This is a genomic window from Planococcus salinarum, assembly GCF_007004625.1.
GTDB classification, from domain to species: Bacteria; Bacillota; Bacilli; order Bacillales_A; family Planococcaceae; genus Planococcus; species Planococcus salinarum.
Map to the genome: position 1 here is coordinate 1 of NZ_VIFV01000001.1, position 18,357 is coordinate 18,357.

8 protein-coding genes are annotated in these 18,357 nt (G+C 47.0%); 2 read left to right on the forward strand and 6 right to left on the reverse strand.

Going from position 1 to position 18,357, the window contains the following annotated elements; translation table 11 throughout:
- Positions 1-293: 293 nt before the first annotated feature.
- Both DIJ65_RS16625 and DIJ65_RS01130 read right to left on the reverse strand, forming a co-directional pair.
- Positions 294-4,559, reverse strand: a complete 4,266-nt coding sequence (locus DIJ65_RS16625; RefSeq protein ID WP_313902999.1) for a S8 family serine peptidase — start codon at positions 4,557-4,559, stop codon at positions 294-296.
- 234 nt (positions 4,560-4,793) lie between these two features.
- Positions 4,794-5,357 (reverse strand): transposase, encoded by a 564-nt coding sequence (locus DIJ65_RS01130; RefSeq protein WP_185959467.1) that lies wholly within the window; start codon positions 5,355-5,357, stop codon positions 4,794-4,796.
- Positions 5,358-5,636: 279 nt separating this feature from the next.
- On the opposite strand from DIJ65_RS01130, the gene DIJ65_RS01135 reads away from it, so the two are divergent.
- Positions 5,637-7,514, forward strand: a complete 1,878-nt coding sequence (locus tag DIJ65_RS01135; RefSeq protein WP_185959468.1) for an LTA synthase family protein — start codon at positions 5,637-5,639, stop codon at positions 7,512-7,514.
- Positions 7,515-7,693: 179 nt separating this feature from the next.
- On the opposite strand, the gene DIJ65_RS01140 is transcribed toward DIJ65_RS01135, so the two are convergent.
- Together DIJ65_RS01140 and DIJ65_RS01145 are read right to left on the reverse strand one after the other, a co-directional pair.
- Positions 7,694-11,227: a DUF6359 domain-containing protein gene (locus tag DIJ65_RS01140; RefSeq protein ID WP_117300092.1), complete on the reverse strand. Its 3,534-nt coding sequence runs from the start codon at positions 11,225-11,227 to the stop codon at positions 7,694-7,696.
- A gap of 157 nt (positions 11,228-11,384) precedes the next feature.
- Positions 11,385-13,607: a 5'-nucleotidase C-terminal domain-containing protein gene (locus tag DIJ65_RS01145; RefSeq protein ID WP_117300094.1), complete on the reverse strand. Its 2,223-nt coding sequence runs from the start codon at positions 13,605-13,607 to the stop codon at positions 11,385-11,387.
- A gap of 361 nt (positions 13,608-13,968) precedes the next feature.
- On the opposite strand from DIJ65_RS01145, the gene DIJ65_RS01150 reads away from it, so the two are divergent.
- Positions 13,969-15,102 carry an acyltransferase gene (locus DIJ65_RS01150; RefSeq protein WP_117300095.1) on the forward strand — a complete coding sequence of 378 codons (1,134 nt, stop codon included), beginning with the start codon at positions 13,969-13,971 and terminating at the stop codon, positions 15,100-15,102.
- Positions 15,103-15,179: 77 nt separating this feature from the next.
- Here the strand turns inward: DIJ65_RS01150 and csaB are convergent, their stop codons facing one another.
- Both csaB and DIJ65_RS01160 read right to left on the reverse strand, forming a co-directional pair.
- Entirely contained in the window at positions 15,180-16,316 is a 1,137-nt protein-coding gene (gene csaB, locus DIJ65_RS01155) for a polysaccharide pyruvyl transferase CsaB (protein WP_117300097.1), read from the reverse strand.
- Positions 16,313-18,181, reverse strand: a complete 1,869-nt coding sequence (locus DIJ65_RS01160; RefSeq protein ID WP_117300099.1) for a DUF5693 family protein — start codon at positions 18,179-18,181, stop codon at positions 16,313-16,315. The genes csaB and DIJ65_RS01160 overlap by 4 nt, the downstream gene beginning before the upstream one ends.
- Between the last annotated feature and the right edge of the window lie 176 nt (positions 18,182-18,357).

Below are 18,357 nucleotides of genomic sequence, written 5' to 3' on the forward strand. Positions count from 1 at the left end.
ACCATTACACGTCTGCTCAAGGCGAAACTTTGGACGGCGTCTCGGCATTGGTTGTCCCGGATCGAAAACAAAGCAGTTCCGTAAAGAAGACCGTCCATCTCTGTTGCCTTCGTCAAACTGTATAAATATACCAATTGGACAGTGCTACCTTTATTCGGGTGCTTCCCTTTTTGGCAAAAATAATTGAAAAGTTGTGACTGAATATTTCGTCAGTTTTTATGCAACACTAGTGAATTTATATATATCAAAAAAAAGCCGAGAGCATCAGCTCCCGGCTTTCCTTCTGGTTTATCTTAGTACCAAAGATCCATCAACGTCAGGGCACGGTGGATTACAACCGCTGTTTCTGCGCGTGTGATTTCTTCTTTTGGTGCGAAGACGTTTTTCTGATCGCCGATCATCAAGCCAAGTGCATAAGCTTGAGCAACCGCTTCTTCAGCATAAGTTGAAACTTTAGCCTGATCCACGTATTCATGTGTCCCTTCAAGGCCTTCAAGAAGTGAAGCGTCTTGATACTCAACAGCGCGGATTGCCATTACAGCAGTGTCCTGGCGTGAGATTGCTGCGTCCGGGTTGAATGTTCCGTCTGGATTGCCCAGAACGATTCCAGCGCGTGCAGCCGCTTCAATGTATTTCACTGCCCAGTGGTTATTGGCATCTTTGAATGTTCCTTCTTTTTCTGTCAAGTCAAGGTTAAGTGTGCGAACTAGAAGTACCGCGTACTCAGCGCGAGTCAAGTCAGCTTCAGGAGCGAACAATTCAGGTGTTTTCCCTTTGATGATACCGAAAGTCGCAAGGTCTTCAATGTATTGTTGAGCCCAGTGTCCTTGGATATCAGAGAATGTTACGACTTCCGCCGCTTCTTTGAAGATTGAGAATTCAAGTTCCGTTTCGTGTCCGGCTGCGTCAACTACCAATACCACGTAGTCGTTTTGGCCATCTTCAAGAACTGGAACAGTGAAAGTGATGTCTTTGTCGAAAGCGACCATAGCATATGGCTCAGTGATTCCCTTGCGGTAAACTTCTGAGTCATTTACATAAACTGCGATTTCGTCAAAGTTATCTTGTACATTTACTGTTACTTCAGCTTCAGTTGTATCAAGGTCCACAGATTCAGGAGCTTCCACAACTTCTACTGCAGCAGCAGTTGTATCAACGAATATCTGGCGACGGATTTCCATTTCGTTATCGAATTCGTCAACCGCTTTTACTTTAACGTCATGAACGCCGTCTTCGAACGTCAATGTGTGTTCGAAGTTAACGCCGTCAAACGAATCAGCTTCTTCGCCGTTAACTGTTACAGAAACAACGTTTGAATCATCTTCAACAGTACCAGCTACAGTTACTTCATTCGTATCAAAAGTTTCTGTAACTTCCGGAGTTTCGATGAAGATTACCGGGTGCGTTGACTCTTCAGCCGTAACGCGCAATTCCACTTCTGTCGAGTTGCCTGCTACGTCATAGAACACAGCAACCAATTCGTCAGTTTTGGTAATGTCAGCAGTTACTGCAAATTCAGTTGTTGTTGGAGCCAATGACTCATCAGCATCAGTTTCTGCGTTTTCAGTAAGTTCTTCGCCGTTCAAGTAAACTTCCCAGCGATCAACGCCTGTGTTGTCAGCGAATTCTGTAACTTCTACAGTTTTCGTTGCAGCGTTGAATGTTGCAGTTCCTTCAGGTGCAACCGTATCCACTGTAATAGGGAATTCGATTGACTGCCATTCAGCATTCGGGTAGTCGATCACAGCGCTAAGCTGAATCTGGTAGTCTCCATCAGCAACCGTTTTGCCAAGTGCTTTACCGTCCCAGGCAAGATCAGGGTTGTACGTGAATGACGATGTTCCCGAGTAATGTTTCGTCAGGTTTTCAGCCGTACGGATTGTACGGATTACTGTGCCCGCTTCGTTCAGGATATTCACTTCGAATTCCTTCGCGTTACGGATCAATGAATAAACAGGGATTACAGAGTCAACCGATCCGTCACCGTTTGGTGAGAATGCGAATTTCTCAGTGTCAAAGACACCTTCTTCCAGATGCGTTCCGCCGTTTAGGACATAGCCTTCGCCATCAGTAAGAAGCGTATCTTCGTAAAAAGATAACTCTTCCCATGCAAAGTAATCAAAGATGCTTGCATCGTCCCATCCGCCGTTAAAGCCGAAGTAAGGAACAACCAGGGAAGTGTTGCCAGTGATTTCTTCGTTTACGTCAGTCAACGTGACAAATCCGTCAACGAAGAATCCGTTTACGTAAACAGTTTCAAGGTCAACGCTGACAGCAGAGATGTCAACCGCTACTGGAATTTCAACAGTGCCGTTAGCCGGAACCGTTACAGTAGAAGGAGCTGCAATTGAAACGTCTTCCGTAATTACTTGTGAACCGTAAAGATTTGGAACTGTTACAAAGTTAGGTCCACCGTTAACTGGTGTATCCACTTGTACATTTACGTCAACAGCAAATTCAGCATCTTCATCAGAGAAGTTCTGAGCTGTCAAAGTGAATGAATATTGGTCGTTCTCGATTTCTTTCAAAGCGACTTTCGCTTCGCCAGTTGCATTGTTTGTGACCATAACATCAGTTGAAAGGGCATCGTGCAATTGCATAAGACCAGCACCCTGGCGGCGTGGAGATACAAATTCACCTTCAGCAAGTTCAACTGTTTTAGCTGTGTTCATCATCAGGTTTTTCGCGAATTGAACGCGCTCAGCGCCCGTCAATCCGAAGTCAGCGTCAACGCGCTGGAATACTAACGCCGTACCACCTGCTACGTGTGGAGCCGCCATAGACGTTCCGCTCATCAGGCCGTACTGATCGTCGTTCAATGTAGAGAAGATGTTACCGCCCGGAGCAGTGATTTCAGGTTTGAAATCAAGGTTCGGTGTTGGACCCCATGAAGTGAAATCACTCATTTCACCAGCGGCCGGATTTTTTGTTTCGATGTAGTCCCCTTCGAAAGAAACAGAGACTTTATTGCCCAAATCGAGTTGCTCTTTCATCGCCACTCCGTCTTCCTGCAGTGCAGACATATACGGAATTTTGATGGCAGCATCAGATTGCATGTTGATCGTGCCTGTTGTGTTGTTGTAAATGATGACACCAGCAGCACCTGCTGCCTGTGCATTCAATCCTTTTGAAGTGAATGCAATTTCGCCGCGTGAAACAAGTGCGAATTTGCCTGTGAAATCTTTTCCTTCAAAATCAGCTGCGTTACCGAATCCTGCGAACTCAACATCATATGTTGCGTTCGGCAAGTCACGCGGATCTGCATCATTTGCAAGAAGGTACATCGCTTGTCCTGCTTCTACGCCATTTACATGGTAGTTGAAGCTAAGGCCAGTAACGATATTGTTTTCAAATGAAGCTACACCGAATGAATCTTCAGAAACACTTGGTGAGCCAGTAAGACCGTAATCCTGGTTCTCAGCGTACGGATACCACGTGCCCGATCCGAACATATCCGAGTTACCGGCAGAGATTGCTACAAGAATTCCGTTTTCAGTTGAACGTTCAACTGCCATTTGCTCAGGGTTTGTTGAATCAACGAAACCTGAAACGGATCCAAGAGACATATTGATGACATCTGCGCCAAGCTTGATCGAATCATCAATCGCTTTTACGTAGATATCGCCGTAAGTTGAAGCAAATTGCGGGTCGTTGCCGAAAACTTTCAAAGCCAATAGTTGCGCTTCAGGAGCCACACCTTTAAGGCCCGGGTTTGCAGCTTCTTCGTCCCCGTTTGCTCCGACAGTACCAGCTACGTGCATACCGTGCATGGAAGCTTCCGGTCCAAGATCAAGGATCTGGTTGTTATCATCCATGTAGTTCCAGCCGAATGGCACTTTTGCTGTGAAATATTCACCGTTTTCGATGGAGCCATCAGCAAGCAAAGCAGCCAATTCTTCTTTTGTGACTTCTCCAGTGGAGTCATCAGTCAAGACCATATCTTTGTGCGAAGGATCGATCCCCGTGTCGATGACGCCGACAACCATTCCTTCACCTTTGTAGCCATATTCGCCCCAGGCTTGTTGCGCCTGAACCAATTCTTTTGAGTATTTCATCTCAGGCTGTACAGAAGGACGCGTGTATTCTGTCGCTTCGTATACTTTTTTGACGCCTGCAAGGTCAGCGATCTTTTCAACTTGTCCAACAGCGACTTCAGCGGAGAATCCGTTGAAAACAGTTGTGAAGTTTTCGAGATATGTAACGCTTGGTGCAGCTTTTGTCACAGCCGACTGGATTGTCGCCTGATCAGATTCTACAGCTGCTTCCAGATTCGCTTTTTCTGAAGCAGGAAGATCTTTGTAAAGAACTCCTTGCTGAGTTGCCGTTTCGATTGTTGGCGCTTTCTCAAGTTCCACAATCACACGGACTGTTTTAGATGGGTCTTCCGGATTTACGAATTTTTCCGGTACTTTGACAGCAGGTTTTTCCTCATTCAAAGTTGGTAGATCCGATAACGACTTATTCGTCGCAGCGGATACGCCCGTCAAACCGAAGACAGCAGAGCTGAGCGTCATCATTACGACTAACATCGTAACTAACGCTTTTCTAAACTTATTCAATGTTTTTCCCCCTTTTATTGGCTTAGAATTGTGCAATTATTCCTAATTGCATAACACTATAAATTTACCATAAATTTTCAGTATTGCAAACGTATTCTTAATATTTTTTATGATTAATGTGGGTTTTTATGTTTAGTGGCGTTTCGCGGTGGGGTGTGAATGTGCGGGGGGAGTGGGTTTGTGGGGGTTGGGGAATTGTGTGGGTGACAATCACCCACACAATTCCCACACAATTCAATCTGGAAGCGGTTCTTCACAATATATGCGATAGGATTCATGCGTCGGTTCATAGGGCTGCGTCAACAACGGAACGATATGCCCCAATTCCAAATACGGATAGGGTGATGATACAGCGTTTGCATAGTAATAGAAGGAACTGTATGGGTAATCTTCCATTTTGGCGGCCAGCGGCTTTGCCGCAGCAATCGGATTGCGGTGAATGTAGCGGCTTACCGTCAGGATGCCGGCAGGGCCGTCGACTTTCTCCGCGTAATATCGCCCCTCATACAAATAGCCGGTGACGCCGTATTTTGCCCGGTAATAATCGCCGTACCTTCTATTGATAATGGCCATGACTTTGCCTAGGGGCACTTCCGGTGAGCGGATCAGCAGATGGTAATGGTTTGTCATCAGGCAATACGCGATGATGGTAAACGGGTACTGTTCATGGGCATAGTTGAGCACACGGAAAAAAGCCCGGTAATCGGACGGATCGTGAAATATGGTCCTCCTGTTATTGCCCCTCGTTGTTGCATGCTCAAACAAAATCGGATTCCAAACGCGCCTTTTTCTCGACATTCTCATCAGCCCCTGCCTTTTTTCTGACCATATATTTCCCGGGAAATAGTGTCAAATGCACCTACAATTCGATAACGGAGATTTGAAGGCCCTATAGGGCCAAATTTCAGATTTGCGGCTGAAACGGGGCATAAAAGCATCGAAATTGGGGTCAAAAAATTTTTTTGGGTGACAGTCACCCACGCAACTTCCACACAATTCAAAATAGCCTTGACTTTACAAAAAATTTACAGAAGAATGTAAGTAGCTAAAAATATATAGGTTTATGGGTGGGACATGATGAAAAAAGAGCATATGAAGAAATTTTTAACGAGCCATTTGTTTGTTGTCACGGCGATACTGGTTTTGAAGATCATTTTTCTGCGCTATCTGCTGTTCGGCAAAGCGGATATTACACAGGCGCTGGTGCTTGAACTGAGTTATATCCTCGTGTTCACTGCGCTGATTGAACTGATTGCCGGCAAATGGAAGCCTGGCGCTTTCCTGCTGCTTAACCTCATTTTTTCGACGCTGTTTCTCGCGGTGGTCATGTACCATGCGTTTTTCGGCCGCATCGTTACATATTTTGCGCTGTTCCAGCTGGGACAGCTCGGCACGATCAATGAAAGTGTGAGTGCGCTGATCCGCCCGATTTATTTCCTGTTTTTCGCGGAGATCATTGTACTGATCATTTTGCTGCTGTCACGCAAATACCCGATCCGCAGTTATTCATTGAATAAGAAGTTTTTGGTCCTCCCGATTCTTGTGCTGGCGATCCTGGTATCTTTCGCTAATTTCCAGGCGCATAAAGACGAAACAATTTCGAATAATGTGCTGGCAGCAGAGGAAAAAGGAATTTTGAATTATGAGGCTTTGGAGATGTATCTTGGTCCCGAGGGGCAGGCAACGATCCAAGTGGACGTGGCGGTGGAAAACTCCGAAGCATTGATCGAAGAAGTGCGCGAGCTGAAGGGATTGGAATACATTCCACCGGAACAGCGCGAGTATTTCGGAGCTGCTGAAGGCCGGAACCTGATCGTCATCCAGGTGGAATCGATGCAGAGCTTCCCGGTCGGCCTTGAACTCGAAGGCAAAGAAGTTACGCCGAACCTGAACAAATTGATCGATGACAGCTTCTATTTCCCGAATACCGCGCAGCAGACCGGACCGGGCAATACCGCTGATGCTGAGTTCATCATCAATACGTCTCTTTACCCGACAGCATTCAATCCGACTTCCCAGACTTTCGCCGACCGCGCATTCCCGAGTCTGCCCCGCTTATTGAAAGGCGAAGGCTACACGACTTCGACATTCCATGCGGATGATATCAGTTTCTGGAACCGGGACGAATTGTATCCGGCGCTCGGCATCGAGAATTACTATTACGGCGCGTTTTTTGGCAATGAAGACGTCATCGGCATCGGGCCATCCGATGAAGTGATGTTCAAAAAAGCCATGCCGGTTCTTCGCGAGTCGCACATGAAGAACACACCGTTCTATACGCAGCTGATCGGCCTGACGAGCCATCATCCCTTCCATCTGCCGGTGGAACAGCAGCAATTCGACTTGCCGGAACAGTTTAAGGATTCATTGACCGGCGAATACCTCGTGTCCATCAATTATATGGACCGTATCATCCATGATTTTATTGAACAATTAAAAGCAGAAGGCATTTACGAGAACTCGGTCATCGCCATCTACGGCGACCATTTCGGCCTGCAGCAAAGCGCCATCAATCCTCGCGATGTCGAGTTGGTGACCGAGCTGCTCGGCCACGAGTACCAGACGATCGACCGCCTGAAGATTCCATTCATCCTTCACGCTCCGGGCATCACCGATGAAGGCGAAACGTTCGAGCAGCAGATCGGCCAGCTCGACATGATGCCGACAATCGCCAACCTGCTCGGCCTGCCGCTCGATGACATGGTGATTTTCGGCCAGGATGTGCTGAACCACAAAGAAAGTCTGCTGGGCGCCAGATACTATCTGCCGATCGGCTCTTTCTGGAATGATGAGATCCTGTTCATCCCCGAAAAAGGATTTGAGGACGGCACAGCGTACGACCTGCAGACAGAAGAAGTGATCGCCGACTTTGAGCAGTACCGCGAAGACTACGACCGCGTGCTGAAACTCGAGTATCTGTCGGACGCTTATATGAAGACTTTGCCGAAACGATAAGGTAAAAACCCGCTCCCCGCCGTACCAGGCGGAGAGCGGGTTTTTTCATGGCTGACGTTTGGTGATAGTTTCTGGTTTGTGCTGTTGCCGCTGTTTCGGCATGAAAAAAAGCGAGGCTCCCGGATATTCCGGGAGCCTCGCTTTGAATTGTGCCTAAATTGTGTGGGTGACTGTCACCCTCACTCAGCCGAATACGGCAGGAATAGGGAGAACATTTTTGCTGCTTCTTCGCGAGATGTTGAGCGGAACGGATTGAATTTGCCGTTATAGCCCTGGACAATTTTCAGGTCGTGAAGCAATGTGATAGCTTCTTTTTCTGCAGTTGTCTGTTTAGTCAAGTCGCTGTAAGGTGCCATTTCGCCGATTTTGTAATCGCCGTTTTTCATCGTGTAGACACGGTCCAGCAGCAACGCGAAGTGGGCACGCGAGATAAACTCGTTCGGCTTGAATTCGGTTGCTGTTTTCCCGTTGGTCAATCCGGCAGCGTATGCGGCATTGATCTCGTCCTGGCGGTCCTGGTGAAGTCTTGAAATGTCTTTGAACGGTGATTTTGGTGCGTTCGCCGTGTCCATTTCAAGAATGCGTGTCAGAATCGTAACTGCCTGGAAGCGGGTCAGGCTGTTTTCCGGTGAGAATGTTGTTTCTGTTGTGCCGTTGACAATCCCTCTGTCGAACAGATCCTTGATATAAACGTAAGACCAGTCTTCCACTTTAACGTCAGTGAATGGCATTTCCTTAGCCGGTTCTTCGGGTGTGAAATCGATTTGGATCAGGACCGGATCATGGTCAGATGCGCGTCCGTGCTCTACCATGAACATCGAATTGATGTGGACCATATCGATTTCAGTCTGAGCTGCGATATTGTTTGTCACCAATGCATGGTCAAGAACCTGTGAATTGCCCTGATAATAATAAGAGTAACGGTCTTCAAGCGGCACGTCTTCGACTTTATTGGCCAGAATATCGCCTTTCAATGCAGCAAGAGCCGGTGTAAATTCGAAATCGTTCATGTCGCCGGTTACGACAACATTCAGGTCCGGATCCTGCTTTTGGCCTTCGACAATAAAGTCGTTGATCATCGTTGCCAATCCGATTCGTTCCTCTTCAGAACCAAGGAATGGAGGCTGATTCTGTCCGAATAGGGGCTGGTCGCCGCCTTTTGAGTTAAGGTGAGCTGCGACAACAATGACTTTCTCGCCCTGGAAATCAAATTGAGCGGCAAGCGGCTTGCGTGTGTTCGGTTGTTCTGTCGGTTTGATGCGTCCCGGATTCAGCGCCAATTCGCCGTCGATCCAAGAGTTGTCTTCATCAAATGCGCCTTTTACTCCTTCAGCGAGTGTTACACGCTCCGGGTTATAAAGGAAGCCGACGCGGATGTTGCCGCCTGGCTGGCCACCGTCCTTATTGTATTCCGGCGCGATGTCCGTCCAAGCGTAAGTCGGTCCGCCGGCAGCTTTGATTGCTTCAATTAAGCGGCCATAGCTTTCGGATGCGTCGCTGTTGTTTGAAGCGACCGGGCCGTCGTTGTCCTGAACTTCCACCAATGCCACAACATCAGGAGAGTTCAAGTTTTTAACGAATGACTCGCCGATGCGCGCAGCTTTTTCGTTTGATGTATGATTCGGATCAGCTGAAAAGTTCTCCATGTTATAAGTGGCAACTGTCAGTTTTTCCTCGTCTGCAGTGATCCAGGTGGTTTCAGGGGTTGTGTCGCCTTCCACCAGTGCTGGGACGCCAGCTTTCGTTGTCCACAGTTTATAGTTGCCGAAGCCGTAGCCCATAACGCCTGTGATTGTGCCGTTGAATGAGTCTCCGGCTTTTGCCACAAAGTTTTCATCGTTAAAATCGACGGTGATGCGCTCCGGGTTGTAATCATTTTCCGAAATCAGTATTCCGTCTTGATTATGGAAGTCCGTGTTCGGTGAATTTTCAGCGACTACGACCACTTCGCCGTATTTCTGAGGTCCCACAATTTTTGCGTTCGGCACTGCAAGATACATCAATTCAAGAGATTCCCAGAAATCGATGCCGTCTTCTGCAGGGTCAAATGATGTTAAACCATCGTTGTCGATGATCTCAGATGGCGGGAACACGTCTACACCAATGACGATTGGCGCCGGAAGTGCAGCAGTGCCATCTTTGGCAACTGCAGTAGCGCGGATGCGCGTAATCGGAAGATCGTTGTCGCTCATATCCGAATAACCTTCCTGGAAATTTTCTTCAACTGTTCCAGCAACAGTGACAAGGTCACCAACACTCACACCGTTTGAAGACATGTTGACCATCAAAGCTTCAGATGTTGTCAAATCATTGTCCGGGTTAATGTCCTGGATGACGAAGTTTGCCGAGTTGTAAAGATGCGTTACCACACCCTGAATTTCGTTCACGACTACACCTTCGTAATCCGAGTAATGGCCATCGCCCTGGATATCGCGGATTTTCAGGTCAGCCGTTTTCAATACCGTATAGTCAAACGTGAATACGGTTGATGTTTCAACACCTACAGCGATCGCTTTAATCGTTGTATCTGCTGAAAGCGTGATTGGTGCAGTGTATTCCGTGCTTGATGCTGTCGGCGTGCTGCCGTCAACCGTGTAATGGATTGCTGCAGATTCCCAGCCGGACTGAAGAACTATTTCAGTGCCTTCAGAAACAACACCAGGGAAAATGTCGGCGTACACTGCAGGTTTGTTCACCAGGTCAAAACTTTCCAGACCCAGAGTTTTTACCTGAAAATTTTCATAGTATTTTGAAGCGATTCCCGTAACATTGATCAGGTCGCCTTCTTTGTATTGCTGTGTGAAGCGGTCAAACGCCAGACCATTGCGGTTGTCGTTGCGGACAACGACAGTGTTGCCGTCTGCGTCAGTCGCCGTGAACTCGAAAGTTCCATAGTCATTGACTGATTTCAAGCCTGTGATTATTACATTCTTCATCTCGATCAATTCACCTTGTGTGCTTTCATTGACACCAGTCGGGTTGACCGTTTGAACAGCCGGCAATTCGTTTCCTGATGAAACGACTTCAATCGTATTCGGCTGCAATTGCAATTCGCCGCCATACTCAGAAACCGTACCTGTCAAAAGAACGATGTCGCCAGGAGCTGCATCCGCACTGCTTGTGTAAACGTAGATTCCAGCAGTGTCGTCCTGAACGTAAAATGCATTTCCGCCCCAATTTCCTGTTCCAGTCGTTACCGTCGCTTCCACCTGGATCAATTCACCGACTGCAGCGCGGGCTTCCGCTACTGAAGCGACGACTGTTGGTTCAGGTGGAGCTTCGCCTTCAGAAAGGATAGTGAAAGCTGTGGGAGATTTAAGGCCTGGTACGCCGTAATAGGCAGTCAAACTCCCTGTAATCGTAACTTCCCCTTTAAACATGTGGGCATTATCCAGAAGATTTAACGCAGCTCGAGTATCAGAACCGGAAGGCAATTGGACTGTTAAAATCTTCGCCGGATCTGTTTCATCCGGTGAATCTGCCATCGCCAAATTCGCTGCGGTTGTGAACGGAGCTTCCTGATCATAATTTCCACCGCTGATAACAGTGCCTACAATATAACCTTTAACTGTTGCAGTACCATTGTTATTCGCAATCGCTTCCGCTACCGTAATTGCTTCAGCTGCATCCGCCTGCGTCGCTGCATACGGAAGAACGGCCGAGATAACTAAAAGAAAACTTAAAAATAATTTACCAATAGAGCTTTTCGTCAAAAGATTCCACTCCTCAATGTTTGGATAGATACTTACAATTAACCAAAAAATATTATTAAAGTAAAAAATTGTAAACTACTCAGTAAAAGGCAGCCTCTTCATCAGAAGAGGCTGCAATTACTTGAATTGTTTCTAAATTGTGTGGGTGACTGTCACCTTATTGAGCTGTGTAAGGCATCAACAATGAGAACATTTTAGCCGCTTCAGCGCGTGTAGCGTTTCTGTTCGGCATGAAGTTATCATTGTAGCCCGTTGCAATGCTGTTGTAGTAAAGCATTGTAACAGCTTCCTGCTCTTCAGCCGTCAAGTTGGCTGTGTCGTTGTAAGGTGCATTACCATCATACTCGGTATCGCCGTTCACTCTTTCGTAAATGCGGTTCATCAGCAATGCGAAATGCTTGCGTGAAATGTTGGCATTCGGATCGAAAGTCGTTCCTGCTGCATCAGTTCCCTGGATCAAGCCAGCTGCATAAGCTGCATGGATTTCATCCTGGCGCTCTTGCGGCAAGTTCGAGATATCAGTGAATGGTGAATCTTGGACTGGTTCTTCAGTTTCTTCAATCAATCCCGGAACGCGCGTCATGATTGTAACAGCCTGCCAGCGGGTCAGGTTCTGGTCTGGAGAGAACGTATCCAACTCCGTACCGTTCATGATGCCGCGGTAGTACAAATCTTTAACGAATGGATATTCCCAATCGTCCATCGTAAGGTCTTTGAATGGAATGGTCGGGTTGATGCGGTTTTCAAGCATCGGTGCGATTGCTTCAAATTCAGTAATGTAATCGATGAACATTTCGTAGTCGATGTTGCCCGGCTCACTTACGCGTCCGTCAGCATAGGCATTGGCAAATACTTCGTAGCCATCGCCGCCACCGGCAGTGAACGTGTTCGTTGCTACTTTGTAGAATTCATCGTTTTCGATTTTCGTAAGCACGCCGCCTTCAGAACGAACGTTCATTGAAGTTACACGGCTGCCGACTGGCTGTGATGGATCAAATGAGAATTCCATGCCAGCTACATGAAGGAATCCGCCGCTTTCTGCCGGGAATTCTTTGACGCTGTGCTCCAATGCTGTTTTCAGTTCAGCACCACTAATGTTCATGATTGCCAACGAGTTGCCGAAAGGCATAGTTGTCAATACTTCACCGATTGTGATATCCCCTACATCGATTGATGCGCGGATACCGCCGCCGTTTGTCAAAGCGATTACTGTATCTTGATCGATTTGTTGTGCAGCATAAAGCATACCGTCAGTGATGACGTTCCCAAGGTTCGTCTCAGAAGTACGGACTCCGCCTTCGTTGCGTCCACCGTTAAGGAATACTTCTGTGTATGCGCCGGTCGATTCGAATTTCGTCTCTTCAACTGTTTCTTTGAATGGAGCAAGCAATTCTACTGCTTCAGCATCTGCTTCTGCCTCAGAAACGTCGTGCAGTGTTACAGGATGTGTTGCGCCTTCAGTCGATGTGATAACGCCGTCAGCGTCGAACGTGACATCGATCTGTCCAAGGTTTGAACCATATTGGCCGGTTTGAACGATAACGACAGGAGCGCCATTATCATCAATGACTACGCCTTCATCCAAAGCTGTGTGCGTGTGTCCGCCAACAATTACATCAATGCCGGCAACATTTTGCGCCAACAGCAGGTCGTTGTCAAATTGCTCTGAATCGTTGTAGCCGATGTGCGTCAGCGCAATGACTTTGTTTACGCCGGCAGCTTCAAATGCTGCAACCGCTTCTTCTGCAGCTTCCAGGTAATTCGTGAATGCGACTGTATCAGGGCTTGAAATCTCGCTTGTCTCTTCTGTGGTCAAACCAAAAATCCCGACTTGTTCGCCGTTGACTTCTTTAATGATACCGTCATAGATTTCGCCGTTTCCATAATCAGCAGTGTAGACATTCTTTTGCAGGCCATCGAACTTCGCATCGCCTGAGAAGTCAACGTTTGTTGCTACGAATGGGAAGTCTGCACCCTGCACAAATTCCTGCAAAGCCTGATGTCCTACTGTCTCTCCATTTTCATCCACGCTGTTGCCAAGGTCAAACTCATGGTTTCCGAAAGTCATGGCGTCGTAGCCCATGAAGTTCATCATCACCAAGTCAGCTGCACCTTCAAATATGTTAAAGTAAAGACTTCCTGAAAAAACATCTCCAGCGTCCAACAACAGGCTATTGGCATTCTGTGCACGGATCTGTTTCACGAGCGTCGCACGTTTTGGCGCATCGTCCAAGTTGGCATGCGTATCGTTCGTGTGCATGATCGTAAGATCGAATTCTCCGTGCTCAGTTGCTTCTGCAGACAGCGGCGCTTGCAAGCCCACCAGACTCACTGTCATTGCAGCGGCAATAGAGGCTTTAAACATTCTGTTTCCCTTCATTCGGCACCATCCTTTTGTTTTTTGGTTTGACCACTTTTTCAATATTTGGGAATAAATTATGTAATCTTATGCTGTCTTGTGATTTTCTGTTCCCCTTAATGAAAACGCAATCATACGTTTTTAGTTTAGCATGTATGGAATATTTCAACAATATATTATTCGGAAAATTAACAAATTAACAAATCCTTTACATTATAATTCCTTGAACAATCCATTCTACCTATCCCCCCGTGGTTCTCAATTCCTTATTCCAATAAAACAAACTGCGTTAATGTTCGTGTTTTGTAAATATTGCGTCCTAAAGGTTTATAAGCGGGTGCATTAGTATATATGATAGTAGAAGAAAGCCAGGTGAATCTCATTGACTGTCAACAGAAAGCATTTGGATGAAATCCAATTTGCACGTGCCATCGCCATTTTCGCCGTGCTTGCCGTCCACGCCTCATCAACCGGCGTTGGAGGATCGGATCATTCATCCGCCGCATTCAGCATTTATACCTTTTTCAATTACGCCGGGAAACTCGGCACACCGACTTTTATCTTTCTAAGCAGTTTCATCCTTTTCTACACCTATTACCACCGCACCCTGACCATGGAGCTGTTCAAGAAATTCTATAAAAAACGCATGCTTTATATCCTGGTGCCCTATCTCGTCTTTTCCATTTTTTACTTCGGCATCAGCAGCTATATGAACACAACGGTCGGCGTGCCATTTGTGCTGTCCGAAGCGCTGCCGGCTTTCCTGGCAGACTTCTTTAGCGGCGACGCCTATTTCCATCTCTATTTCGTCTTTGTCAGCGTCCAGCTGTACCTGATGTTTCCGTTGATCCTGTATTTATTCCAGCGATTCGCTTTCGTCCGGAGATACGCCATCCCACTCGGCATAGGAATTCAATGGGCATGGGTTTTCGCCAACTCTGAAATTTTCCAGGTAGCCCAAAAAGGCTCGGTGTCACTGTCCTATTTCATGTTCTATTTCTTCGGGGCATTCCTGGGCGTTTATTATGAACGGATTTCCGAATGGATTCTCGATTGGCGCAGAAGCCTGCCGGGACTGGCAGCCATTTTCACCGCCTACCTTTTCATGATTTTCTTCTATGTCCGCATCAATTACCTGACACTGACCGGACAAGCGGAATTTTCAACAAAGCTCCATGAATTTGCCTGGAGCACGCACGCCTTTACGGCCGCAGCCTCATTGTTCATCTTTGTTCACCTTATGCGGCTGTGGAAAATGCCGCGAATCAAAAGTTTCCTGACCGAAATTGGAACCGTATCTTTCGGGTTCTATCTGATCCACCCGCTGTTCCTGCTCATTCTCAGGCAGATGCTGCCAAGCGGAGACGCACTGATTTTCCATGCGTGGCAGCTCGCTACAATGCTCATCACTTTCTTCGCCAGCTGGTTCATTGTCCGCGTGTTCTTCGACTTCGTCCCGCACAGCTGGGTCGTCTTCGGCAAAGGCAATAAACTCTTTGGCCAGGTGAAGGCTTGAGTGGGTTTGGGATAGAGTTTATGTTTTTACAAAGTAAAAAACCGGCCGCGATTATAAAATCGCAGCCGGTTTTTTATTTATCTGTTTTTCGTTTTGGGTGAAGCTACAAAATACTCGCGCTGTTTTTCGGACGTTGCGCCAGTCAGGATAAAGTCCACTACCTGCTTGGCCGTATCATTCGCTTTGATCTGCAACGGTTCCACTTTCTCATCGAGCTGTTTCGTATATTTCGAATAATTCGCAAAGATTTCTTCGATTGAGGAAACAATATCCCCACTGCTCCAGTCGTCCGAAGCAACATTGCCCAGCACTTTCTGGTCGACGATTTCCGCGAACGAGTCAATCTTCGGATCATAGGATAATGCGACAAACGGCGTGTTGCCCACGCTTGCGAATATCAGGGCGTGAAGCCGCATGCCGAGCAGAACATCCGAATCTTTCACGGCCGCCATTTTTTCTTCTATCGAACTGTCATACGGGAAGATTTCCGCCTCATGCTTCATCATCCCCACAACGCGTGCAGAGGTTTCGTGGTCATATTTGCCGTGCATCGGCACCATCAGAATGTCATGGCCATTGTCTGCCAAGCCATCGAGGCCTTCTGCAACTTTCTTCAGGTAGGACAGATCTTCCGTCCAATTCCGGATGGATACCGAAACGACCCGTTTGTCCGAATCGGCCAGGCTTTCCAAACCGCTGACAAAATCGCCCGCGTCAATTCCCATCACCGGATCCGGCACCAACTGGATCGGCTTGGTGACGCCGATCCTTTCGAGGAGATTTTTGGAATGCTTGTCCCGGACCGTGATCAGTTCGGACGCCTGCAATACGTGTTTCATGATTTTCCGGTTGATTTGGCTTTTGACCGGTCCCATGCCCTGTGCATAGATAAAGACCGGCTTTTTCAGCACCTGCGCAATTTTCATGACACCGGAATAATAGGTGATGCTTTTCATGCCGGTTTCATCCTGCAGCAGGCTGCCTCCGCCGCTGATCAGGCCGTCCGATTCTTTTAATGCTTTTCTGACTTCATTGAAACTCCAGCGGTTGACCGCATCCACCTGGTAGGAAGATGCCGTTTTTTCAGGATTATTTGACAGGACGGTGAGTTTCACGCCTGGATGATATTCTTTTAACGACTGGATGATGGCAAAAAGGATTGCCTCGTCTCCCACATTGTCAAAGCCATAATATCCGGATAACACGATTCTCATTTCTGCCACCTCCTATTTGCTTCTTTGATAAGTTTTTGACCTGCCCATCTGTACAAGAATACCAGAATCAGACCGATTAACAAACCAAAAATCACTCCGTATCCTGTGCGCAATAACGAAATCGACAGCGGGATATGGAAATGCGTGAACGTATTGACCATTGATAAAAATCCGATTACAGCCGGGATTAACAGGAAATAGCTGGCAGCTTTGTTCTTTTTCGCGATATAGATTGCAAGGACGAACAGCGGCAAGCCAATCAGAAATTCCTTCGTCCGCGGTCGGACATAGAGGATTTCTTCGAGTAACATGCGGAATTGCAGTTCATACGGGATGACGAAGCCGGTATTGCCACTTCTGTCGACATAGAACATAGCAACCGCTGCAATTAACCCTATCACCAATAAATGCCAATATATCACATTTGATTTTAATAAATTTTCGAGGTTCCCCCATAAAGCATACAGCACAAGGAACGTGATTGGAAGGATGTAAACCAGTTTCACTCCCCTGAAAGCATCCATTCCGAGGATGAACGCGCTGCCGTTGAGCAGAACAACAATCAGCCAGATGCCGATCAGCGTAATGCCCACCGCTTTGAAATAAGAGGCGATCAGATAATATTTCGATTCTGTATTCTTGTTGAGCAACACAGCAAAGACCGGTGTTGTAACGGCCAGGCCTAGTGCAAAGATTTTCAGAATCAGCGACATATCAGTGACAAGATAAGCCAGTGCCAGTAACGACAGTCCAATGATGGCGGCAATCGTCAATTTGCGGTTGTTGAAGACCGTTTGGGCTGCCAATGCAAGAAACGCAATCGAGCCGATCAGGCCGATGACAATCTGCCAAAGCGGAATTGCAAAGGTCTCAAATGTTTGTGAAGAGCCACGCTCGAAAGACGATGGCAAATTTGTTTCAATTTCGTTGTGAAGTTCCTGCAACGATTTTTGTGCTTCCTCATAATTATCTATATTGACATTGACGAAGAAAGCCCGCATATTGCGTTCTTTTGCGGCACGCACAAATTTATCAGCAATTTCAACAGCATTGTCTTCCACCAATCCCTGGCTGTGCAGACGCACAACATCCAGGTCCATCGAATAAGCCGCTGTATTAAAGCCTTTCATCTCACTAAACTCAATGTAGAATATGGAATATCCGGCTTCCGCCAGACGGCTGCTGAATTCTTTCAGAATGGCGGGTTCTGAAACAAATGGTGCTGCATTGCCCATGAAGAGGACCTTTTCGATGCCCGGCTGCTTTAAATCAAGCAGTTCCTGTGCCATTCTTTCCGTGTGTTCCTGATTTTTTGAATCCGCAATTCTTGGCACCAGTTCCATCCCGGAATCCAAAACGGCCTCGACCACTTCCGGATCAAAACCGACAGGCACATCCTTGATATCGGAAGGATCACCGGGAACAAAGGTGTAATCCACGCCTTCCACCGTAATTTGGCGCGTGTCTTCATAAACACTTCCCGTCAGCTCATCAAAAGATGAACCCGGATTGGAATAGATGAAGACCCCTTCCTTATCGAAAGGATGGCTAAGTGGCTCGAGCTGATTGAAAATCAGCAACTCACTCATGCGGGGAACGCTGATTACTGTCAGTTCGCCTTTTTGCTGAAGGGTCCCCAAAGTATCCGGTTCCATGCTGATCGAGTTTATGCCGTACTGCTGCAATTGATCCAATATCTGTTCCCGGTCCAATTCCGGGTCATTGATCATCCAATTCATAATATATTTATATGGCACGATCGTTTCAACTGTCTTATTGGATTCTTCCACCTGCACACGTTCATATATGGAAGGAATCGTTAAAATGATCGCCGCCAGAATTATTCCGATTAACACTTTCTGCACTTGCCTACACACCCTTACAATTACTGTGAATTCTTCGTTTCCGTGGCTACACTGTTTTGCTCATATCGTTAGAGACATCCCGGAGCAAAGGCGCAGTGACCTTTGTTCCGGGATGGCCCATAAATGAATATATTTTTCTTAATGCTTACTGACTTCCTTCTATTATATAGGCAAAT